This is a genomic window from Nonomuraea sp. NPDC059007, from assembly GCF_042740555.1.
Classification (GTDB): domain Bacteria; phylum Actinomycetota; class Actinomycetes; order Streptosporangiales; family Streptosporangiaceae; genus Nonomuraea.
In genome coordinates this window covers 1-19,756 of sequence record NZ_JBHYJD010000031.1, presented here as the reverse complement: position 1 = coordinate 19,756, position 19,756 = coordinate 1, and the positions used below count along the sequence as shown (strand labels likewise).

Below are 19,756 nucleotides of genomic sequence, written 5' to 3'. Positions count from 1 at the left end.
AGAGTGATCAGCTCGTGGTCACGGGAGGCCCCCATGAGACCCGTGATCCCCATGGTGGCGGCCATGCTGACCGTCGCCGCCTGTTCCTCGATCCAGCCCGCCCAGCCCCAGAGCCCCGCCCATTCCACCGGCCCCGTGCGCGCGGGCGGCACGCTCACCTTCGCGCTCAACGCCGACCCCGACCACCTGGATCCCACGCTCAGCCGTTCGCTGGTCAGTCGCCAGATCTTCCACGCCATGTGCGAGAAGCTCTACGACGTCGACGAGAAGGTCCAGGTCGTCCCCCAACTGGCCGCCGCCCTGCCGAGCATCAGCCCCGACGGCAGGACCTACACGATTCCCCTGCGCGCCGGGGTGAAGTTCGCCGACGGCACGCCGTTCGACGCCGAGGCGGTCAAGCGCAGCCTCGACCGGCACCTCACGCTGGAGACCTCCTCGCGCCGCAGCGAGCTCGGGCCGATCACGGCCGTGCGCGCCACCGATCCGCGGACCGTCACCATCACGCTCGAACGCCCCACCGCCCCGCTCACCGCCGCCCTGGCCGACCGGGCGGGCATGGTGATGTCGCCCAAGGCGCTCCAGGGGAACTTCGCCGCCGCCCCGGTCTGCGTCGGGCCGTTCAAGTTCGCCTCGCGGGTCCCGCAGAGCAGCATCGAGCTGGTCAAGGACCCCAACTACTACGACGCGGCCAAGGTGAAGCTGGACAAGCTCGTCTACCGGATCATCACCGACGGCAGCATCAGGGCGGCCAACCTGCGCTCGGGCGACGCCCAGGTGGCCGACACGATCTCGCCGGAGGACGTGCCCCAGCTCAGCGCCGACACGAACCTGCGGGTGCTGCAGTCCGACTCGCTCGGCTACCAGTCGCTCACCGTCAACGTCGGCAACACCGACGGGCTGGGCAAACCGCCCAAGACGCTCGGCACCCCGATCGCCAAGGACCCGCGCGTCAGGATCGCGCTGGAGCACGCGATCGACCGCGACGCCCTGGTCAAGACCGTCTTCCGCGGGCTCTACCGGACGGCCTGCTCGCCCGTCTCGCCCAACTCGCCCTATACGAGCGAGCGGGCCCAGCGGTGCCGGCCGCACGATCCGGCCAAGGCCCGGCAGTTGCTGGCCGAGGCGGGGGCGGCGGTGCCGTACAAGATCAAGATGTCCGTCACGAACACGCCGCTGAACCTGCGCCTGGCCCAGACGCTCCAGGCCATGGTGAAGGACGGCGGGTTCGAGATGGAGATCCAGGCGGCGGAGTTCGCCTCGCTGCTCGACCTGCAGGACGCCGGTGACTACGAGACGCTGCAGATCGGCTGGTCGGGGCGGGTGGACGCGGACGCCAACATCACGCCGTTCGTGCGCACCCAGGCGGCGCAGAACGTCGCCGGCTACAGCGACGAGCAGGTCGACGCGCTTCTGGACAAGGCGCGCGAACAGCTCCAGCCCGCCGAGCGCGCGCAGACCTACGCGCAGGTGATCGAACTCCTCCAGCGCGACAACCCGCTCATCTACCTCTACCGGCAGCGCAACATCACCGGCGTCAGCGCCCGGCTCACGGGCGTGCAGGGGTTCGCGGACGGCCTGGTCCGCGTGGCCTTCGCCGGTTTCGTGTCGTGACATGCGGCGCTACCTGCTCCGGCGGCTGGCCGAGTCGGCGGTGACGTTTCTGCTGGCGACCGTGGTGGTCTTCGCGGGCGTGCGGGCGCTGCCGGGCGATCCGGCGCGCGCGCTGGCCGGTGAGGACGCCACGCCCGAACTGCTCGCCGCCATCCGCGAGCAGTACGGGCTGGACCAGCCGCTTCTCGTCCAGTACACCCGCTACGTCACCACCAGCCTCACCGGCGACCTGGGCACGAGCCTGCGCACCGGCCTGCCGGTGCGCGACATGCTGGCCCAGGCGCTGCCGGTCACGGTGGAGCTGGCCCTGCTCTCGCTCGCGATCGCGGTCCTCATCGGCGTGCTCGCCGGCGTCGTCGCCGCGGTACGGCGCGGCCGCCCCGCCGAGTGGGTCGCCAACGGCTTCGCCCTGCTCGGCCTGTCGATCCCGAACTTCTGGCTGGGCCTGATGGGCATCCTGTGGTTGTCGGTGGCGCTCGGCCTGTTCCCGGCCTCCGGTTATGTCCCGTTCTTCACCGACCCGCTGGGCAACCTGCACCGCATGGTCATGCCCGCGGTCGTGCTGGGCACCGGCCTGGCCGCGGTGATCATGCGGCAGACCAGGGCGTCGATGCTGGAGGCGCTGTCGGCCGACTACGTGCGGACGGCGCGGGCCAAGGGGCTGGCCGAACGCCAGGTGATCGGCGTGCACGCGCTGCGCAACAGCCTGATCGTGGTGGTCACGATCGCCGGGCTGCAACTGGGCGTGCTGATCTCGGGCGCGGTGGTGACCGAGCGGATCTTCGCGATCCCGGGATTCGGCAAGCTGACGGTCGACGCGGTCTTCCAGCGCGACTACCCGATCATCCAGGGCGTGGTGCTGGTCACCGCCACCGCGTACATCGTCATCAACCTCCTGGTCGATCTGCTCTACTCGGTCATCGACCCGCGGATCAGGGTCGCATGAGGGCCGTGCGCAGGCTCCTGCGCAACCCCCTGACCGTCGGCGGGCTGCTCGTCCTCGTGATCGGCGTGGGGGCGGCGCTGCTGGCGCCGTGGCTCGCGCCGCACGCCTTCGACCGCGCCGACTTCGGCGGCCTGTTCCGCCCGCCCGGCTCGCCGGGACACGTCCTCGGCACCGACGACCTCGGCCGCGACATCCTCTCCCGCATCATGTACGGCATGCGGGCCTCCTTGCAGGTGGGGGTGTTGTCCGTGCTGCTGGCCGTGGGCATCGGCGTCCCCCTAGGTCTCATAGCCGGATATTTCAGGACCTTCGATGGCCTGGTCTCCCGCCTGACCGACCTGGTCCTGGCCTTCCCGTTCCTCATCCTGGCCGTCGGCTTCGCCGCGATCCGCGGGCCGTCGCTCACCAACGCCGCCCTGGCCATCGGCATCACCCAGATCCCCGGCATGATCAGGGTCACCCGCTCGGAGACCCTGCGGATCAAGGCGCTCGACTACGTGGACGCCGCCGTGGCGGCCGGCGCCCGCGACGGCTGGATCGTCACCCGGCACGTCTTCCCGAACGCCGTCTCCGCGATCATCGTGCAGGCCACGGTGGCCGTCCCGATCGCGATCATCGGTGAGTCCGTGCTCTCCTTCCTCGGCCTGGGCGTGCAGCCGCCGGTGCCGAGCCTCGGCACGATGCTCTCCGACGCCCAGTCCTACAGCTCGACCGCGCCCTGGACCGCGGTCGTGCCCGGCATCACGATCCTGCTGGTCGCCTTCGCCTTCAACCTGGTCGGCGACGGGCTGCGCGACGCCCTCGACCCGAAGGAGAGCCGCCGATGATCGAGGTGTCCGATCTGTCGGTCGGCTTCCGCACCGAGGACGGTCCGGTGCGGGCCGTGGACGGCGTCTCGTTCGACGTGCGGCCCGGCGAGGTGCTCGCGGTGGTGGGCGAGTCGGGCTGCGGCAAGAGCGTCATGGCGATGGCGCTGACCGGCCTGCTGCCGCCGACCGCGGCCGTGTCCGGCTCGGTCCGCTTCGAGGGCACGGAGTTGGTCGGCGCCCCCGCCCACCTGCTGCGCTCGGTGCGCGGCAAGGACATCGCCTACGTCTTCCAGGAGCCCGCCACCTCACTCAACCCGGTCTTCACCATCGGCAGGCAGATCGTCGAGGCGGTCCGCGCGCACACCTCCTTCTCCAGGCGGGCCGCCGCCTACCGGGCCGCGGAACTGCTCGACCTGGTCGGCATCCCGCGTCCGCTCGAACGCCTCGGCCACTACCCCCACCAGCTCTCCGGCGGCATGCGCCAGCGCGTGATGATCGCGATGGCGGTCGCCTGCGGCCCCAAGCTGATCGTGGCCGACGAGCCGACCACGGCGCTCGACGTGACGATCCAGGCGGCCATCCTCGACCTGCTGCGCGACCTGCGCTCCAGGCTCGGCACGGCGGTCCTGCTGATCACCCACGACCTGGGCGTGGTGGCCGACTCCGCCGACCGCGTCGTGGTCATGTACGCGGGCCGCGTCGCCGAGTCGGGCACCGCCCGCGCCATCTTCACCCGTCCCCTGCACCCGTACACCAGGGGCCTGCTGGGCGCGGTGCCCGCGGGAGCCGGCCGGCGGCTGACCGAGATCCCCGGCATGGTGCCCGTGCTGGCGGATTCGCCCGACGCGTGCACGTTCGCCAACCGGTGCCCGCTGGCCGTACCCGGCTGCCTGGCGGGCCGCCCACCGCTCCGTGGCGGCGAAGGCCACGAAGTCGCCTGCATAAGGGCCGAAATATGAGTGCGTTGTGTGAAGTAGAGGATCTGGTGCTGCATTTCGGCCGGGTACGCGCGGTCGACGGGGTGAACCTGCGCGTCGACCGCGGCCAGGTGGTCGCGCTCGTCGGCGAGAGCGGCTCGGGCAAGTCCACCGTGGGCCGCTGCGTCGTACGGCTCCTGCAGCCCACCTCCGGCCGGATCCTGCTCGGCGGCGTGGACGTGACCACCCTGAACAGGCGGCGCCTGCGCCCCCACCGCCACAAGGTGTCGATCATCTTCCAGGACCCGGCGGGCTCGCTCGACCCCAGGTTCCGGGTGGGCGACATCGTCGCCGAGCCGCTGCGCGTCGGCAGCGAGCGCGTGCCGGGACGGCAGCGGTCGGCCCGCGCGCACGAGATGCTGGAGAAGGTCGGCCTGCCCGCCCGCATCGCCGCCCGCTTCCCGCACGAGCTGTCCGGCGGCCAGCGCCAGCGCGTCGGCATCGCCCGCGCCCTGGTCTCGGGGCCCGACCTGCTCATCGCCGACGAGCCCACCAGCGCGCTGGACGTCTCCGTGCAGGCCGCCGTGCTCAACCTGCTCGCCGACCTGCAACGCGACCTGGGCTTCGGCTGCCTGTTCATCACCCACGACCTGTCAGCCGTGGAGTACCTGGCCGACACCGTGGCCGTCATGTACCTGGGCCGGATCGTGGAGAGCGGCCGGGTGCTCGCCACGCCCCGTCATCCTTACACGCAGGCGCTGCTGTCGGCCTCGCCCTGGCCCGATCCCGACGCGCAGCGGGCCAGGACGCGGGTGGTGCTCTCCGGGGAACTGCCCTCGCCCGCCGATCCGCCTTCCGGGTGCAGGTTCCATACGCGGTGTCCGGTGGCGGAGGCGCGCTGCCGTACCGAGGAGCCGGTGTTGCGGCGGGTGGAGGGCGGGTCGGTGGCCTGCCACCTGGTCGGCGAGGACGGATCGGGACCCCAGCTGATCACGCCGGCGGCCAGTCGAGCAGCCGCGCCCCCAGCACCGCCGTCTCCAGCGTGAACCGCTGCGTCGGCTCGTCCGGCGAGAAGCCCGTCAGGCGGCGGATGCGCTCCAGCCGGTAGGTGACGGTTCTGGTGCTGACGCCGAGCCGGCGCGCGGCCGCCGCCTGGTTGCCGTGCACCGCGAAGACGGCCGCCAGCGTCTCCAGCAGCGGCTCGTGGCCGCCGCGCGCGCCGAGCAGCGGGCTGAGGACGCTGTTGACCAGGTCCTCGATGGCGGCCCTGTCGCGCAGGAGCACCGGGAAGACCAGCAGGTCGGCGGCCTTGACCACCGGGGCGGCCAGGCCGAGGCGGCCCGCCAGCTCCAGCGCCCGCTCGGCCTCCCTGAAGGAGGTGACGACGCCGCCGGGACCGCGCTGTGCCCGCCCGACCGCGACCCGCCAGCCGGGCGCGAACCTGGCCCGCACGTGGTGGGTGAACTCCCCACCGCGGCCGGGAGCGTCGCCGGTGACACGCACACCAGCAGGGACTCGCGCGCGGCCACGAGGATGTTGTGCGAGCCGAACCTGGCGACCAGGTCGCGTTCGATCCGGTCCTGGTCGCCGTCCTTCATGCCGCTGGCCACGGCCACCACGTACGACTCGGCCAGGCGCAGCCCGAAGTGCTCGGCCCGCTCGGCCAGGCGCTCCGCGCGGCCCTGGAGCAGGTCGTCCACGAACTCCTTGCGGGCCGTTTCCTCGCTGCGCAGCGCGGCGTGCTGGGCCGCCTCGTAGCCCTCCATCAGCGCGGCCACCAGCCGGCGCAGCGCGGGCGGCGCCGTACCGTCGGCAGCGGCCAGTGCGTCGTCCACCAGCACGCGCAGCGGGACGCCGCGCACGGCGGCGCTCTCGCCTATCGCGCGGCACTCCTCGACGGCCGCGCGGCCCGGCAGCCGCCCCGCGGCGGCGTGCTCGGCCACGAGACGCCGCAGCGGCTCGTCCATCTGCCCGTCAGACTCCTACGTCGCGCCGGTCGAAGGCGAGGACCGCGGTGAGCGCCAGCACGACCGCCGCCCCCGCCAGCACAACGTAGTCCCATGCGGGCAGCCCCTGGTAGACGGGCCGGCCCTCGGCGTAGTAGTGGAACGGCGAGAGCCACTTGAGCCAGGAGATCGCCTCGACGTTCCTGCCGACGGTCACGACCATGTAGCCGGCGACCGCCCAGACGCCGACGGCGGCCATGGCCGGGGCCTTGCGGCCGGTCACCGCGCCCACGGTCACCGTGACCGTGCCGAAGAACACGGCGAGCAGGAAGACTCCGGTGTGGGCGGCGAGGATGCGGTCCACGCCGACGCCCAGGTCGATCGACTGGGCGACGGCCACCAGGACCGCGAAGGTGATCGCGGCGATCACGAAGAGCGCCGCGATCATCGCGGCGTAGCGCTCCAGCAGCAGCCGTTTGCGGTCGACGGGCAGCGTGATCGTCAGCTCCAGCGTGCCGGACTCCTCGGGCTGGGCGAGGGCCCGGTTGCCGAGGACCATCGCGCACACGATGAACATGATCGGGACGAGCAACTGGTAGACGACGGTCTGGAGGTAGCCGGAGGCGGAGGCGATGTCCTCCATGCCGCCCATGATGTCGCGCAGCGCGCCGGGCGACTTGGCCAGCGCCTGCCTGCTGAGGATCTCGGGGTCCTCGCGCATGCCGGCGTAGACGCTGACGTACATGGTCAGGAACAGGCTGATGCCCACCGACCAGCCGATGAGCGACCTGCGGTACTCGCCCAGGGCCTTGGCGATCATGATGCCTCGCTGTAGTAGGTCAGGAAGATCTCTTCGAGGTCGGGTTCCGAGCTGACGAGGTGCACGACGGTGAAGCGCGCGGCGGCCTTGATCAGCGCGTCGGGGCGGCCGTCGATCGTGCAGGCCACCGCGGCGCCGCGGATGCTGAGCTCCCGCACACCCGGCAGGCCGGCGAACGCCTCGGGCGGCACCGGCGCGTCGAAGTGCAGCTCCACCCGGCGTACCGCCTTCTCCCGCAGCGCCGAGACGTCTTCCACCGCGACCAGGCGGCCCTCCCGTACGATGCCGACCCGGTCGGAGACCTGCTCCACCTCGGCCAGCACGTGCGAGGACATGAGCACGGTCCGCCCCGACACGCGCACCTCGCGCACCATCGACAGGAACTCCCGCTGCAGCAGCGGGTCGAGGCCGCTGGTCGGCTCGTCCAGGATCAGGAACTCCGGTTCGTGCATGAACGCCTGGATGAGCCCGACCTTCTGCTTGTTGCCCTTGGAGAGCTTGCGCATCGGCACCGACAGGTCCGCGTCGAGCCGCTCGGCCAGTTCCTCGATCCGCTTGGGCGGTACGCCGCCGCGGACCCTGCCCAGGAAGCGCAGGTAGTCGCGGGCCTTCTCGCGGCCCTCCAGGACCAGTTCGCCGGGCAGGTACCCGATCCTGGCGCGGGCGGCGGGCTCGCGGGTGCCGTGCCCGAGGACCCGGACCGTGCCCCTGGTCGGCCGGATCACGTCGAGGAGCAGGCGGAGGGTGGTCGTCTTCCCTGCTCCGTTCGGGCCCAGGTAGCCGAAGACCTCGCCGGGACGGATCTCCAGCGTCAGGTCCTCCAGGCCGCGGCGCGCCCGGTAGTACTTCGTCAGCCCTTCGGCCTCCACGACTGCTGTCATGTCCCGGATGCTCCTCCGCCACCGGCCCGTCGTCATCACACGAGTCCGGCAGTCGCGGAGTCTGCTTGGTTTCCGTCTTCCGGCAATAATGTTGCCTTCGTGGAGACGGCATTCGTGCTCGGCGGCGGCGGGCTGCTCGGCGCTCACGAGGTGGGCATGCTCAGGGCGCTCGACGAGGCGGGCGTGCGCGCCGACGTGGTGCTCGGCACCTCGATCGGCGCGATCAACGGCGCGGTGCTGGCCGCCGACCCCGACCGCGCGGTCGAACGGCTGACCACCCTGTGGTCGTCCGACGTGGTCCGTACGGCTTTCGCCGGCTCATGGGTCTCGCGGCTGTCCACCCTGGCCAGGACCGGCACCCACCTGCATCCGGCCGGGCCGCTGCGGCGGATGCTGGCGGCCACGCTCGGGGTGGAGCGGATCGAGGAGCTGGCGGTGCCGTTCCAGTGCGTGGCGGCCTCGGTGGAGCGGGCGGCGGCGCACTGGTTCACCGGCGGGCCGCTGGTGGACGCGGTGCTCGCCTCGTGCTCCGTGCCCGGATTGCTGCCGCCGGTGGACGTGGGCGGTGAGCACTTCTTCGACGGGGGGCTCGTGCACAGCATTCCGGTCGGGCGGGCCGTACATCTGGGGGCCAGCCGGGTTTTCGTGCTTCATGTCGGACGGATCGAGCGCCCGCTCAGCGCGCCGACGCGGCCGTGGGAGGTGGGGATGGTGGCCTTCGAGATCGCGCGCCGGCACCGGTTCGCCGAGGAGATGGCGAACCTGCCGCCGGGCGTGGAGGTGCACGTGCTGCCGGCGGGCGCGCCGGAGCCGGTCTCTCCGCTCCGCTATCGGGACGCTTCGCTGATTTCTGCTTATGTCGAGCGCGCTTACAAGGCTTCTTCCCGATATTTGGCTTCAAGGGGAGGATGAGGACGTGCCCCCACGCATTCTGCGGCGCCTCATCCTCGCACCCCTGGTCATCGTGCTGACCGTCGTGGTGGTCGTCACGCTGCCGTTCTGGCTGGTGGTGGTGGCGGTGGCCTCGCTGCGCCTGCCGCCGCCGCAGCGGCGCGGGGTGCGGCTCATCTGGTTCGCGGCGGCGTGGCTGGTGCTGGAGTGCGGCGCGCTGCTGGCCTGCTTCGCGCTGTGGGTCGCCGCGGGCTTCGGCGGGCGGCTGCGCAGGGACGAGTTCCAGACGCGCCACTACGCGCTGATCAAATGGTTCCTCGCCCGCGTGTACGGCACCGCCGAACGTGTCTTCCGCCTGACCGTCACCATCGCCGAACCCCCGCTGACCGAACAGGAACAGGCCGCCCGGCTGACCCGCCCGGTCATCGTGCTCTCGCGCCACGCGGGCCCCGGCGACAGCTTCCTGCTGGTCCACCACCTGCTGGCGCTGTACCGGCGCAAGCCGCGCATCGTCATGAAGGCGGCCCTGCAGTACGACCCCTCGCTGGACGTCCTCGTCAACCGCCTGCCCAACGCCTTCGTCCCACGCCGGGTGACCGAGAGCGGCATCCTGGACGAGATCACCCGCCTGTCCTCGACGATGGAGGACCACGACGCCCTGGTCATCTTCCCCGAAGGCGGCAACTTCACCCCGCGCCGCCGGCGCCTGGCCATCCGCCGCCTGGAGGAGAAGGGCCTGGCGGCCGAGGCCGAGCGGGCGCGCGGCCTCGACCACCTGCTGCCGCCCCGGCCGGGCGGGGCGATCGCCGCCATCGAGGCCTGCCCGTCGGCCGACGTCATCTTCGTCGCCCACACCGGCCTCGACGACCTCGTCACCGTCGGCGACATCTGGCGCCGGCTCCCCCTGGAGGCGAAGATCACCGCCCAGTGGTGGCGGGTACCGGCCGCGGAGATCCCGCGCGAACGCGAGGAACGTATCCGCTGGCTCTACGACCAATGGGAGAGCATCGACGACTGGATCGCCGCCCAGAAGGTGGCCGGCTAGGACCTGCGGGCCCGGTTGTTCGCGATCAGCTCGTGGTGGCGCACGACTTCGGCGATGATGAAATTAAGAAAGCGCTCCGCGAATACCGGGTCGAGTTTCGATTGTTCCGCCAGGCTGCGCAGCCGGGTAATCTGCCGCTTCTCGCGCTCGGGATCGGCGGGCGGCAGGCTGTATTCCGCCTTCAGTTTCCCGACTTCCTGCGTGCATTTGAACCGCTCCGCGAGCAGGTGCACCAGGGCGGCGTCGAGATTGTCGATACTGTCACGGAGCCGCTGCAGCTCCTTTTGCACGAATTCCCGGTCACCGTCCATCAACAATTCCTCATTCCCTGCTGGTGAAATCCCAATTCAGGGAGCTTACTACCATGTCCGTATGAGCACGCACGGCTTCACCCTCGCCGCCGAGGGTCCCTTCGACTTCGCCGAGTCCCTGCGCTTCGTCGAGGACTGGCCCGCCACCAGCACGCTCGCGCCCAGCGACGGCACGGCCCTGCGCTTCGCCTACAACGCGGAGTCCGACTGGCGGCCCATCGGCGTGAGCGTGCGCGCGGCGCCCGGCGGCGTCTCCGTGCGGACCAGCCGCCCGGCCGGCCCGGCGATCCGCGCCGAGATCGCCCGCATCCTCTCCCTCGACGTCGACGGCACCGGCTTCGCCGCGCTGGCCGCCGCCGACCCGGTACTCGGCGACGTCCTGCGCCTGCGCCCCGGACTGCGGCCGGTGTGCTTCTGGAGCCCCTGGGAGGCGGCGTGCTGGGCGGTGATCGTGCAGCGCTCCTCGATGCACATCGCCGCGCGCGTCAAACAGCGCATCGCCGAACGGTACGGCGCCACGCTCGACGTCGACGGCCACCCCTTCGTGGCCTTCCCTCCCCCGATCTCCCTGGTGGAGGCGGGCGGGCTCGGCCTGCCCGCACGCAAGGAGGAGTGGATCCACGACCTGGCCAGGGCCGCGCTCGACGGCGTCCTCACCACCGAGCACCTGCGCGGCCTGCCGCCGTCCGAGGCGCTCGCGGAACTGCGCGGGCTGCCCGGCGTCGGGCCGTTCACCGCCGGGCTCATCCTGATCCGCGGCGCGGGCGCACCGGACGCCTTCCCCGGTGACGAGCCCCGGTTGTTCGCGATCCTGCGCGAGGCGTACGGCCTGCCGGAGGACGCCCCGCCCGCCGCCTACCGGAAGATCGCCGACTCGTGGCGCCCCTACCGTTCGTGGGCCTCCTTCCACTTCCGCGCCACCGGATATCAGGTGCGCCAGCCGTAGGAGGGCTCGTACGCTGGCCTGCCATGGACCGTTTCCTGAACGTCCTGCTCCTTAACGTCGTGGACGTCGAGGCCACCTGCTGGCCCGGCTCCCCGCCGCCGGGCATGGTCAGCGAGATCATCGAGATCGGCCTGACCGTCGTGGACCTGGCGGCCGGCGAGCGCGTGAGCAGGCACGGCATCGTGGTGAAGCCCGCCCGCTCCACCGTCAGCCCGTTCTGCACGGAACTGACCGGCCTGACCGAGGACGAGGTCGGGCGGGGCGTGCCGTTCGCCGAGGCCTGCCGTGTCCTGGCCGCCGACCACCGGGCGGGCTCGCGTCCCTGGGCGAGCTGGGGCGACTACGACCGCAAGCAGTTCACCCGTCAGTGCGCCGCCACCGGCGCCCGCTACCCCTTCTCCCGCAACCACACCAACGCCAAGCTGCCCTTCACCGCCGCCCACGGGCTGCGCAAACGCCCCGGCATGGCCCAGGCGCTGACCATCGCGGGGCTCCCGCTCGAAGGCCGGCACCACCGGGGCGAGGACGACGCCTGGAACATCGCCGCCCTCATCCTCCACCTGGCGTCGCGGGACGCCTGGCACCTCCCGGAGGCAGAAGCGGAGCGTCGATCGGACCGTGCTCGATGAGGCGCATCATCGCGCCGACGTCCAGATGTTGTTCGACCAGGTCGCCCAGCGCGTCCAGGCGCTCCTCGCGCAGCGCGGCGAAGCTGACGCCGGGGTCCGGGGCGAAGGCCCGCCCGGCGCGCGCGGCCACGTCCGCGAGGAAGGCGCGGCGGAAGCCGTCGTTCTCCAGGGCGCCGTGCCAGGTGGTGCCCCAGACGTCGCCGACGCGGCAGCCGTCCAGGAACGGCTCGCCGCCCTCGACGGCGGCCACGCCGTGGTGGATCTCGTAGGCGCGCACGGGCTGGCCGTAGGCCTCGCCGGTGGGGCGGGCGAGCGTCTTCTCCGCCCGGAACGTCACGGTCGCCGGAAGTAGCCCGAGCCCCTTCACGTGGCCGGCGCCGGACTCCACGCCGTCGTGGATGTCGCGGGCGAGCATCTGGAAGCCGCCGCAGATGCCCAGCACCGGCCCCTTTCTCTCCTGTACGGCACGCGCCAGCCCGTTCTCCCGCAGCCAGGCGAGGTCGGAGACCGTGGCGCGGGAGCCGGGCAGCACCACGAGGTCGGCGTCGTCCAGTTCGGCGGGGTCGGTGACGAAGCGGACGACCACGCCGGGTTCGGCGGCCAGGGCGTCCAGGTCGGTGAAGTTGGAGATCCGGGGCAGCCGGACCACGGCCACGCGCAGGGTCTGCCTGCCGTACGGGCCGCGGGTGACGACGCGGCGGTTGTCCAGGGCCAGGGAGTCCTCGACGTCGAGCCAGAGCCCGTCGAGCCAGGGCAGCACGCCGTAGACGGGGCGCCCGGTCAGCGTGTGGAGGGTGTCCAGTCCGGGTTGCAGGAGTTCGACCGCTCCGCGGAACTTATTGACGATAAATCCGGAAATATGGGCTTGGTCGGCGGCGTCCAGCAGCGCCACCGTCCCGTAGAAGGCGGCGAACACCCCGCCCCGGTCGATGTCGCCCACCACCACGACCGGCAGCCCCGCCGCCCTGGCCAGGCCCATGTTCGCGATGTCACCGGCCCGCAGGTTGATCTCGGCAGGGCTGCCCGCCCCTTCGCAGATCACCACGTCGTGGGCGGCGCGCAGCCGTTCCAGCGACTCCAGGGCCTTCTCCCGCAGCATGTCCTTGAGCGCCCCGTACTCCAGCGCGTCCACGTCCGTCAGGGGCCGGCCCATGAGGACCACCTGGCTGCGCCGGTCGCTGCCCGGCTTGAGCAGGATGGGGTTCATGTCCGCGACGGGCTCCAGCCGCGCCGCCCTCGCCTGCACCTCCTGCGCCCGCCCGATCTCGGCGCCCCCGGCGGTGACGAAGGAGTTCAGGGACATGTTCTGCGCCTTGAACGGCGCCACCTTCACACCCTGGCGGACCAGCCACCGGCAGATGCCGGCGGTCACCACGCTCTTGCCCGCGTCCGACGTCGTCCCCGCCACCAGCAACGCACCCTTCACCGCGGCATTTTTTCACACGTGCCCCATTTACAGCGCACTGCCCTTCTAGAACAATCTCCTAGAACGTCGCTCTAAGAGAGGTGCCGCATGGTCGGGACGTTCGGATCACCACGAACCGGTGTGATCAACGCACAGGACCGCGCGCCGTACGGCTGGACGCCGCTCGTCGTCCTGTTCATCGTCGGCCTGGTCGACCGCATCGAGTACAACCTGCTGTCGGGCGTCCTCCCTCTGGTCCAGGCGGAATGGGGCTTCTCCGACACCGCCGCCGGATCCATCCCCACGGCCGCCGCCCTCGCCGCCGCGGTGGTGGCCCTGCCCGCCGGGTACTTCGCCGACCGCTACAACCGCACCCGCATCCTCGCCATCGTCGTCTTCTGCTGGGCGATCGCCACCCTCGGCTCCGGCCTCGCGACCGGATTCGCCATGTTCTACCTGATGCGCGTCTTCCTGGCCGCCGCGGAGAACATCGACAACCCCGCCGCCGGCAGCCTGCTCGCCGACTGGTATCCGCCGCTCTCCCGCGCCAAGGCGTACGGGCTCACGCGCGTCACCACCTACCTCGGCGGCATCGGAACCCTGCTCGGCGGCGTCCTCGGCCAGGCCATGGGCTGGCGCAACGCCTTCCTCGTCATGGTCATCCCGGGCGTGCTCACCGCGATCCTGTGCTGGATGCTGCGTGAGCCCAAACGCGGCGAACTGGACCGGCTGGTCGCGGGCGGAACCACCCCGGCTTCTCCGGCTTCTCCGGCTTCTCCGGCTTCTTCGGCTAAGGCGCCAAAGCAGCCGTTCTGGCCGCAGTTCCGTCTCGTGCTGCGCAATCCGACGCTGATGTTCGTCTGCGTCGGCCTGGCCCTGCTCACGCTCGGCCTGGCCGGGATCTTCTTCTGGCTGCCCACGCTGATGGTGCGCGCGTTCGGCGCCACCCCGGCCACCGCCGGCTCCTACAGCGGCCTGATCACGGTCGCCGGCACGCTCGTCGGCACCCTGGTCGGCGCGTGGCTCGGGCGCAAGTGGCACGGCACCGTCAAGGGCGGGCGGCTGCTGGCCGGCGGCGGCGGGATCACGATCGGCGCCGCGGTGCTCGCCGCCGCCCTCTCCATGAACTCCCTGCTCGCCATGGCCGCGCTCACCCTGCTGTCCTGCTCGCTCATGTCGATCGCCATCCCGAACATGACCGCCTGCCTGGCCGACGTGGTCGGAGCGGGCTCGCGCGGGCTCGGCTTCGCCGTCCTTCAGGTGTTCACGACCGCGGGCGGCGCGTTCGGCTCGCTGATCGTGGGCATCTTCTCCGACCGGCTCGGCTCCCTGGTCGGCGGCATGTACGTGCTGATCGTGCCCATGGTCCTCGGCGGGCTGATCACGCTGGGCGCGCGGGCGTCCTTCGAGCGGGACGCCAAGAAGGTCCTCGACGAGGCCAGGGACGCATAGCCGCCAGCACCGCCAGCCCGGCGGCCGTGAAGCTCACCGCCCTGGTCAGCCGGACCGCGCGCCCGATGTCCCCGACCTCGGGCGCGCGGCCGTCGCCCATGGTCGGACGGTGTTCCGTCCGCCCGCCGTACACGTTGGTGCCGCCGAGCGTCACCCCGAGCGCGCCGGCGAAGGCCGCCTCGCACCGTCCCGCGTTCGGGCTCGGGTGCCGATGCCCATCCTTCTTCAGTACGGCCAGCGCCCCCGCCCGATCCGGCCCCACCGCCACGGTGATCAGCCCGGTCACCCGCGCCGGAACGTAGTTGGCCACGTCATCCAGCCGCGCCGCCGCCCAGCCGAACCGCTCGTACCTGGGCGAACGATGCCCGATCATCGCATCCAAGGTGTTGATCGCCCGATAGGCCAGCAATCCGGGAATCCCCGCCACCGCACCCCAGAACAACGGCGCCACCACGGCGTCCGAGGTGTTCTCGGCCAGCGACTCCACCGTCGCCCTGGCCAGCTCCGGCTCCTCCAGCTCCGACGGGTCGCGCCCGCACAGGTGCGGCAGGCGGCGCCTGGCCCGCTCGACGTCCTTGTCCTCCAGGGCGCCGGCCATGTGGGCGCCTTCGCGGGCCAGCGTCGTACCGCCGAGCACCGCCCAGGTCGCCGCCGCGGTGAGCGCGGTGCGAGCCAGCGGGTGGCGTACGCGTTCGGCCAGGATGCCGACGCCTGCCGCCGCGCCCACGCACAGGGCGACGTGGGCGACGCCGTTCGGGCGGGCGTCGCCGTACAGGCGCTTCTCCAGAGCGGCGGCCGCCCGGCCGAACAACGCGACGGGATGTCCGCGGCGCGGATCCGCGAACACGGCGTCAAGCGCGACACCGAGCGCGATACCGGCGGACCTAGACCAGATGTGCATGAAGTTCATCTTCGTGCACATCGAGCCAGGCGGCCGCCCGGCGGATGCGCTCACCGGCGCCGCCGGCCCACATCGCCGCCCAGGCGCCGCCCTGGTCCGCCCGCTTCCGCATCACGTCGTAGCTGCGGTGGAAGCGGAGCCTGGCCAGGTCGAGCAGGCGGCGCCGGTCTCGGGGCGGCAGGCCGTACGCGTCGCAGAAAAGACGCAGCCGAGCACCCACGTCCACGCCCCGCAGGAGCGGATGGCGGTCGAGCGGATCGGCGATGGGCGCCCAGTGGCGCAGCGTGGTGACCACGTCGAACAGGCGCGTCGTGGGCCTGGCCTGGTCGAAGTCGATCAGCGCGACGGCGCTGCCACGATGAAAAATCGTGTTCTCCGGCCGTAAGTCACAGTGTCCGATGACTTCCGGCGCCCTGTCATCATTGGACCCCTCGACCCACCCCTGGGCGGAGAACCCTTCGGTGGCGTCATGAAACCCCCGCAACAGCTCCGCGAGACTCCGCAACCCATCCTCGGCCACGTTGTGCACGGTAAGCCCGCAACTACCCGGAATGAAGGTGATGACCTCGCGATCGAACTCATCGAACCCCACCACCCGAGGCGCCCCGGCGAACCCCGAGGCCTCAAGGTGCCGCAAAAGGGCGTGCACGGCGGGCGTGGACGAGCTTTTCGGACGGCGGACCGTATCCCCGACCCGAACCACCCCGTCCGTCACGTCCCCGCCCCGCAGCGGTGTCTCATGCAGGAGCGTCGCGACCATGCAACGGCATCTTAGACCCCTTTAGACCGATCCCGCCTGGCTTTTTGTGTCGGACCACCGCCCCGGCGCCGCCTGCCCATAGCGTGGCCCTTATGCCGATCCTGCTGTCCGTAGTGGCGTTCCTGATGACGCTCCTGGGCGGCCTGGTCGCACACCGCGTCCGCGAACGCCGCAACCTCGTCCTGGGCGCCGCCGCCGGCGTCATGCTCGGCGTCGTCGCCTTCGACCTCCTACCAGAGGCCCTCGCCCTGGACACCATGACCCTGCACGGCGTCCCCCTGCCCATGCTCACCTTCGCCGCCGGCTTCCTGGCCGTCCACATCGTGGAACGCGCCGTGGCCATGCACGACACGCACGAAGGCGACTACGCCGCCCACCGCCATGCCCACGCCGGCATGGGCCTGGCAGCAGGCAGCGCCTTGGTCATCCACAGCTTCCTGGACGGCGCCGCGATAGGCGCCGCCTTCCAAACCGACACCGCCCTCGCCGTGGCGGTCGCCATAGGCGTCATCGCACACGACTTCACCGACGGCTTCAACACCTACACACTCACCACCCTGTACGGCAACGCCCGCCGCCGCGCCATCATCCTCCTCACCCTGGATGCCATAGCCCCCATAGCCGGCGCCACCCTGACCACCCTCCTCACCATCCCCCAATGCCTGCTGGGCGCGTACCTGGGTCTGTTCGCCGGCTTCCTCCTGTACCTGGCCACCTCCCACATCCTCCCCGAAGCCCACACCCCCCGCCGATCCACCGGCCTGACCCTGACGGCTACGCTGGCGGGCACGCTGTTCATGTGGGCGGTGATCGGACTGACCGAGTGACACGGTCAAATCGAGTGCGTGACAACTCGCCGGATCATGCACAATAAGGCGGGAGCGCCCTTAGCTCAGCTGGATAGAGCATCGGACTTCTAATCCGACGGTCGCAGGTTCGAATCCTGCAGGGCGCGCTTAGATCATGCCGTTGACCTGCTGAAACATGCGCTTGGCCGTCTGGGCGGAACATAGTTCTAGCCGTTCCGTGCTCCAACCGTGCTCGCCCGTACCAACCCCGTACACACCATGATCACCATGCCGTCCGACACCGCACTCACCGGTTCCCGCGATACGGCGGACGGCCCCGTCCGCCGCGTTTCCGGCGGGACGAAGCCGTCCTGTGACCCTGTCAGGCACTCTTGGCTATGCGCGCAGATGCCGCAGTGTGCCGTACTCCTCGTCGTCGCCCAGCAACAGCGCTGCGGTCTTCTCCGCCGCCGCCATCGCTACCTGGGGAAAGACCGAGGTGTAGGTGTCGGCGGTGAACGCGCTGGAGGTATGCCCCAAAGTTTCCTGGACCACCTTGATCTCCACACCCGCGGCCAGCATCAACGACGCAGCCCCATGCCGGAGGTCATGGAGCCGGATCGGTGGTAGTCCCGCCAGGTAGGCCAGCCACAGGAACTGGTCGGACACATGCTGCGGATGCAGCCGATCCCCATCGGACTGGGTGAACACGAACCCGGTCCCCCTCCATGTCTCCCCTGCTGCGAGTTGTTGTTCGCGTTGACGCCGCTGGTGCGCGCGCAGGATCGTGATCGTTTCGGCGTCCAGGGCGATGGTGCGCATGGAGGCGTCGGTCTTGGGCTTGCCCTCGTGGATGCGCCCGGCCAGCTGCACCAGCTGCCAGGAGATGCTCGCGGCTCCGGTATCCAGGTCGATGTCTTTCCAGCGCAGCCCGCATGCCTCGCCCCGCCGCAGCCCGCGAAGCGTGATCAGCCGATACAAGGCGAACAACGGATGCCGACCGGCCTCTTCCAGAAACAGCCGGGTCTGCTCCGGTGTCCATACCATCACCGCCGATGGGCGCGGCACCCGGATGTAGGCGTCGATCGGATCCACTCGCCGCCCTCCCCGGCGCGCTTTCTCCGCGCTGCGGTAGGCGCGGAAGTCCTGATGCCATTCCTCGACCCGCTCCCGGGTCCACACCAGTGGCCTGGGCCGGGTCTTGGCCGGCATCTCCAGCACCGCCGCGGGGTTGAAGTCGATCAGCCGGTCCTGGCGGATGGCCACGTTCAGCGCATGCCGGAGTGTCGCCCGGATGCTGTGCATGGTGGCCATGCTGACCGCCCGCCGATACTTGACGCTGGCCCGCACCTCACGGTCAGCGCTGGCGCGGCGCTCGGCGATGACGTCGTTGAACTCCTCGATCTGCTCGAACATCCCCGCCACGTCCCCGACCCTGAGCTGATCCAGCCGGATATGACCCAGGTAGGGGGTCAGATACAGCCGGATGTGGCCCTCGTAGGAGCGCCGGGTCGTTTCTTCGATCTTCCGCTTGCGCTTGAGGAACTCCTCCAGCCACTGCTCGACCGTCACCTCCTGGGTCAGGTCCTGGCGGGTGCGCACCTTGCGGCGCACCACCTCGACGCTGGGCAGAGCTTCGGTCTCGGCCAGCGTCCTCTTGATCAGATCAGCGATCTGATTACGGGTCACAACCTCGCCCGGATCGGCCAGCGCCAGCAACTCGCGCACCTTCCCCAACTGGTCGCCAGCGGCGTCCTGCGAGGCGAAGCCGCTACGACGCAGCGGACCCCGGCGCTTCCCCTCCACCGTGGCCGGAAGCTCGATCTGGTAACTCCAGATGCCGTGCCGGTTACTCCAGCCCCCACCGGGACGCCGTAGCTTGGGGCATTTCTGTCCCAGCGCCTTGCCGTCGGCTCCCGTGCAGGAGCACCGCTTGTACGTGGTGCCGTCAGCCATCACTTTCTCCCCTCATCCTGCGATGCGATGTCTTCTCCCGCCCGCGAGCCCGGCAGCGCGCAGTCACACTCCGGATGCCGGTCAGGCGAGCACGCCCCGCGACCAACACCGGGAATACGGCATGGCCATGTCGGGCGGGGATGTATCGACGCCCACCTGCACGGCATCGGTCAAGCCCAATCCGACCCCCGTTCCGGAATCCAACGACCACCACCCCCCCACCCGAAATTGACACACCCTTGCCGGCCCCGACGATCAACGGAAAATCTCCCGTCACTAATCTAAATACCTGCCACCAGACCAGAAATCGGACAGCCCTCTCGGGCAAGGATCAGCAAATTCCGCCACCTCCGGCCCATATAGAAGGACCCGGCGGGCATCCGGGCGAGGCGACACAAAGCAATAGCCTGCGGCAGAACCTGACAGAGATGGCGATGGCGAGACCGTCACGAGGACGGGCGATTAGGCGCACACACGGGGCAACGCAGCTGTGGACTTTAAACCGTAGGTTCTGGGTTCGAGCCCCGGGCGCCCTACCACCAAAGACCGCGTCTGACTTGGGGTTTTTCGATTCTCGTGGCCTCCTGCGAGGGCCGAGATCGGCCGTTGGTTGTCCGGCGGTTGCTCTTCGGCACCGGTCCGGCGTTTGTGCAGTTCCGGTAGATGGTGGACACATTGGTTCCGGTTCCTGTGTGACAGTTCCAGGACGCGGTTCCGGTAGCCGGGCGACATAGTCCCGGCT

At 70.7% G+C, this 19,756-nt stretch carries 20 protein-coding genes, 1 tRNA gene and 1 pseudogene; 13 read left to right on the top strand and 9 right to left on the bottom strand.

Annotated elements, in window-relative coordinates; genetic code table 11:
• Positions 1 to 33: 33 nt before the first annotated feature.
• Genes ACFWY5_RS38165 through ACFWY5_RS38145 form a run of 5 tightly spaced genes read left to right on the top strand, consistent with a single transcriptional unit; the run spans position 34 to position 5,329 of the window.
• A complete protein-coding gene (locus ACFWY5_RS38165) occupies positions 34 to 1,611 on the top strand; it encodes an ABC transporter substrate-binding protein (protein WP_379614767.1) in 1,578 nt (525 codons plus the stop codon).
• A 1-nt stretch (position 1,612) separates the two neighbouring features.
• The gene (locus ACFWY5_RS38160; protein WP_379637667.1) at positions 1,613 to 2,557 is read left to right on the top strand and encodes an ABC transporter permease; all 945 of its coding nucleotides are present in this window, start codon (positions 1,613 to 1,615) and stop codon (positions 2,555 to 2,557) included.
• Positions 2,558 to 2,562: 5 nt separating this feature from the next.
• Positions 2,563 to 3,384, top strand: coding sequence for an ABC transporter permease (locus ACFWY5_RS38155; protein WP_379614763.1), 822 nt, complete (start codon positions 2,563 to 2,565; stop codon positions 3,382 to 3,384).
• Positions 3,381 to 4,325, top strand: coding sequence for an ABC transporter ATP-binding protein (locus ACFWY5_RS38150; RefSeq protein ID WP_379614761.1), 945 nt, complete (start codon positions 3,381 to 3,383; stop codon positions 4,323 to 4,325). Before ACFWY5_RS38155 ends, ACFWY5_RS38150 begins: the two co-directional genes overlap by 4 nt.
• Positions 4,322 to 5,329: an ABC transporter ATP-binding protein gene (locus ACFWY5_RS38145; RefSeq protein ID WP_379637666.1), complete on the top strand. Its 1,008-nt coding sequence runs from the start codon at positions 4,322 to 4,324 to the stop codon at positions 5,327 to 5,329. The genes ACFWY5_RS38150 and ACFWY5_RS38145 overlap by 4 nt, the downstream gene beginning before the upstream one ends.
• Here ACFWY5_RS38145 and ACFWY5_RS38140 read toward each other — a convergent pair.
• Both ACFWY5_RS38140 and ACFWY5_RS38135 read right to left on the bottom strand, forming a co-directional pair.
• Positions 5,274 to 5,450, bottom strand: coding sequence for a helix-turn-helix domain-containing protein (locus ACFWY5_RS38140; protein WP_379637732.1), 177 nt, complete (start codon positions 5,448 to 5,450; stop codon positions 5,274 to 5,276). The two genes, ACFWY5_RS38145 and ACFWY5_RS38140, sit on opposite strands and share 56 nt — an antisense overlap.
• Before the next feature lie 237 nt (positions 5,451 to 5,687).
• A pseudogene (locus ACFWY5_RS38135) lies at positions 5,688 to 5,899 on the bottom strand (PucR family transcriptional regulator); the annotation flags it as partial.
• Between ACFWY5_RS38135 and ACFWY5_RS38130 the strand changes: the two are divergent.
• On the top strand, positions 5,822 to 6,301 hold the full coding sequence (locus ACFWY5_RS38130) for a hypothetical protein (protein WP_379637734.1): 480 nt from the start codon (positions 5,822 to 5,824) through the stop codon (positions 6,299 to 6,301). The pseudogene ACFWY5_RS38135 and the gene ACFWY5_RS38130 sit on opposite strands and share 78 nt — an antisense overlap.
• Here ACFWY5_RS38130 and ACFWY5_RS38125 read toward each other — a convergent pair.
• The gene (locus ACFWY5_RS38125) at positions 6,258 to 7,049 is read right to left on the bottom strand and encodes an ABC transporter permease subunit (protein WP_379637665.1); all 792 of its coding nucleotides are present in this window, start codon (positions 7,047 to 7,049) and stop codon (positions 6,258 to 6,260) included. The two genes, ACFWY5_RS38130 and ACFWY5_RS38125, sit on opposite strands and share 44 nt — an antisense overlap.
• On the bottom strand, positions 7,046 to 7,930 hold the full coding sequence (locus ACFWY5_RS38120) for an ABC transporter ATP-binding protein (protein WP_379614753.1): 885 nt from the start codon (positions 7,928 to 7,930) through the stop codon (positions 7,046 to 7,048). Before ACFWY5_RS38120 ends, ACFWY5_RS38125 begins: the two co-directional genes overlap by 4 nt.
• 99 nt (positions 7,931 to 8,029) lie before the next feature.
• On the opposite strand from ACFWY5_RS38120, the gene ACFWY5_RS38115 reads away from it, so the two are divergent.
• Complete coding sequence (locus ACFWY5_RS38115) at positions 8,030 to 8,842, top strand: patatin-like phospholipase family protein (RefSeq protein WP_379637664.1); 813 nt, start codon at positions 8,030 to 8,032, stop codon at positions 8,840 to 8,842.
• A 4-nt stretch (positions 8,843 to 8,846) separates the two neighbouring features.
• Entirely contained in the window at positions 8,847 to 9,866 is a 1,020-nt protein-coding gene (locus ACFWY5_RS38110; RefSeq protein WP_379614749.1) for a 1-acyl-sn-glycerol-3-phosphate acyltransferase, read from the top strand.
• Here the strand turns inward: ACFWY5_RS38110 and ACFWY5_RS38105 are convergent.
• Positions 9,863 to 10,177 (bottom strand): chorismate mutase, encoded by a 315-nt coding sequence (locus ACFWY5_RS38105; protein WP_184959739.1) that lies wholly within the window; start codon positions 10,175 to 10,177, stop codon positions 9,863 to 9,865. The genes ACFWY5_RS38110 and ACFWY5_RS38105 overlap by 4 nt on opposite strands.
• Positions 10,178 to 10,238: 61 nt before the next feature.
• On the opposite strand from ACFWY5_RS38105, the gene ACFWY5_RS38100 reads away from it, so the two are divergent.
• Both ACFWY5_RS38100 and ACFWY5_RS38095 read left to right on the top strand, forming a co-directional pair.
• Entirely contained in the window at positions 10,239 to 11,123 is an 885-nt protein-coding gene (locus ACFWY5_RS38100; protein WP_379637663.1) for a DNA-3-methyladenine glycosylase family protein, read from the top strand.
• Between the two features lie 23 nt (positions 11,124 to 11,146).
• Positions 11,147 to 11,752: an exonuclease domain-containing protein gene (locus ACFWY5_RS38095; protein WP_379637662.1), complete on the top strand. Its 606-nt coding sequence runs from the start codon at positions 11,147 to 11,149 to the stop codon at positions 11,750 to 11,752.
• Here ACFWY5_RS38095 and ACFWY5_RS38090 read toward each other — a convergent pair.
• Positions 11,673 to 13,178 (bottom strand): cobyric acid synthase, encoded by a 1,506-nt coding sequence (locus ACFWY5_RS38090; protein ID WP_379637661.1) that lies wholly within the window; start codon positions 13,176 to 13,178, stop codon positions 11,673 to 11,675. The two genes, ACFWY5_RS38095 and ACFWY5_RS38090, sit on opposite strands and share 80 nt — an antisense overlap.
• A 120-nt stretch (positions 13,179 to 13,298) precedes the next feature.
• Here ACFWY5_RS38090 and ACFWY5_RS38085 point away from each other — a divergent pair, with 120 nt between their 5' ends.
• Complete coding sequence (locus ACFWY5_RS38085) at positions 13,299 to 14,609, top strand: MFS transporter (RefSeq protein WP_379637660.1); 1,311 nt, start codon at positions 13,299 to 13,301, stop codon at positions 14,607 to 14,609.
• Here ACFWY5_RS38085 and ACFWY5_RS38080 read toward each other — a convergent pair.
• Together ACFWY5_RS38080 and ACFWY5_RS38075 are read right to left on the bottom strand one after the other, a co-directional pair.
• Complete coding sequence (locus ACFWY5_RS38080; protein WP_379614740.1) at positions 14,539 to 15,510, bottom strand: cobalamin biosynthesis protein; 972 nt, start codon at positions 15,508 to 15,510, stop codon at positions 14,539 to 14,541. The genes ACFWY5_RS38085 and ACFWY5_RS38080 overlap by 71 nt on opposite strands.
• Positions 15,494 to 16,270, bottom strand: a complete 777-nt coding sequence (locus ACFWY5_RS38075; RefSeq protein WP_379614738.1) for a phosphotransferase — start codon at positions 16,268 to 16,270, stop codon at positions 15,494 to 15,496. The genes ACFWY5_RS38080 and ACFWY5_RS38075 overlap by 17 nt, the downstream gene beginning before the upstream one ends.
• Positions 16,271 to 16,362: 92 nt before the next feature.
• On the opposite strand from ACFWY5_RS38075, the gene ACFWY5_RS38070 reads away from it, so the two are divergent.
• Complete coding sequence (locus ACFWY5_RS38070; protein WP_379637659.1) at positions 16,363 to 17,097, top strand: ZIP family metal transporter; 735 nt, start codon at positions 16,363 to 16,365, stop codon at positions 17,095 to 17,097.
• Between the two features lie 54 nt (positions 17,098 to 17,151).
• Positions 17,152 to 17,225: transfer RNA gene (locus ACFWY5_RS38065), tRNA-Arg, on the top strand.
• 229 nt (positions 17,226 to 17,454) lie between these two features.
• Here ACFWY5_RS38065 and ACFWY5_RS38060 read toward each other — a convergent pair.
• Positions 17,455 to 19,014: a tyrosine-type recombinase/integrase gene (locus ACFWY5_RS38060; RefSeq protein WP_379614734.1), complete on the bottom strand. Its 1,560-nt coding sequence runs from the start codon at positions 19,012 to 19,014 to the stop codon at positions 17,455 to 17,457.
• Positions 19,015 to 19,756: the final 742 nt, after the last annotated feature.

Excerpts from the sequence above, each read along its gene's own strand:
- ACFWY5_RS38100 (WP_379637663.1), top strand. The coding sequence starts at position 10,239 with ATGAGCACGCACGGCTTCACCCTCGCCGCCGAGGGTCCCTTCGACTTC.
- ACFWY5_RS38120 (WP_379614753.1), bottom strand. The coding sequence starts at position 7,930 with ATGACAGCAGTCGTGGAGGCCGAAGGGCTGACGAAGTACTACCGGGCG.
- ACFWY5_RS38125 (WP_379637665.1), bottom strand. The coding sequence starts at position 7,049 with ATGATCGCCAAGGCCCTGGGCGAGTACCGCAGGTCGCTCATCGGCTGG.
- ACFWY5_RS38150 (WP_379614761.1), top strand. The coding sequence starts at position 3,381 with ATGATCGAGGTGTCCGATCTGTCGGTCGGCTTCCGCACCGAGGACGGT.
- ACFWY5_RS38165 (WP_379614767.1), top strand. The coding sequence starts at position 34 with ATGAGACCCGTGATCCCCATGGTGGCGGCCATGCTGACCGTCGCCGCC.
- ACFWY5_RS38075 (WP_379614738.1), bottom strand. The coding sequence starts at position 16,270 with ATGGTCGCGACGCTCCTGCATGAGACACCGCTGCGGGGCGGGGACGTG.
- ACFWY5_RS38070 (WP_379637659.1), top strand. The coding sequence starts at position 16,363 with ATGCCGATCCTGCTGTCCGTAGTGGCGTTCCTGATGACGCTCCTGGGC.
- ACFWY5_RS38145 (WP_379637666.1), top strand. The coding sequence starts at position 4,322 with ATGAGTGCGTTGTGTGAAGTAGAGGATCTGGTGCTGCATTTCGGCCGG.
- ACFWY5_RS38095 (WP_379637662.1), top strand. The coding sequence starts at position 11,147 with ATGGACCGTTTCCTGAACGTCCTGCTCCTTAACGTCGTGGACGTCGAG.
- ACFWY5_RS38080 (WP_379614740.1), bottom strand. The coding sequence starts at position 15,510 with ATGCACATCTGGTCTAGGTCCGCCGGTATCGCGCTCGGTGTCGCGCTT.
- ACFWY5_RS38105 (WP_184959739.1), bottom strand. The coding sequence starts at position 10,177 with ATGGACGGTGACCGGGAATTCGTGCAAAAGGAGCTGCAGCGGCTCCGT.
- ACFWY5_RS38060 (WP_379614734.1), bottom strand. The coding sequence starts at position 19,014 with ATGGCTGACGGCACCACGTACAAGCGGTGCTCCTGCACGGGAGCCGAC.
- ACFWY5_RS38160 (WP_379637667.1), top strand. The coding sequence starts at position 1,613 with ATGCGGCGCTACCTGCTCCGGCGGCTGGCCGAGTCGGCGGTGACGTTT.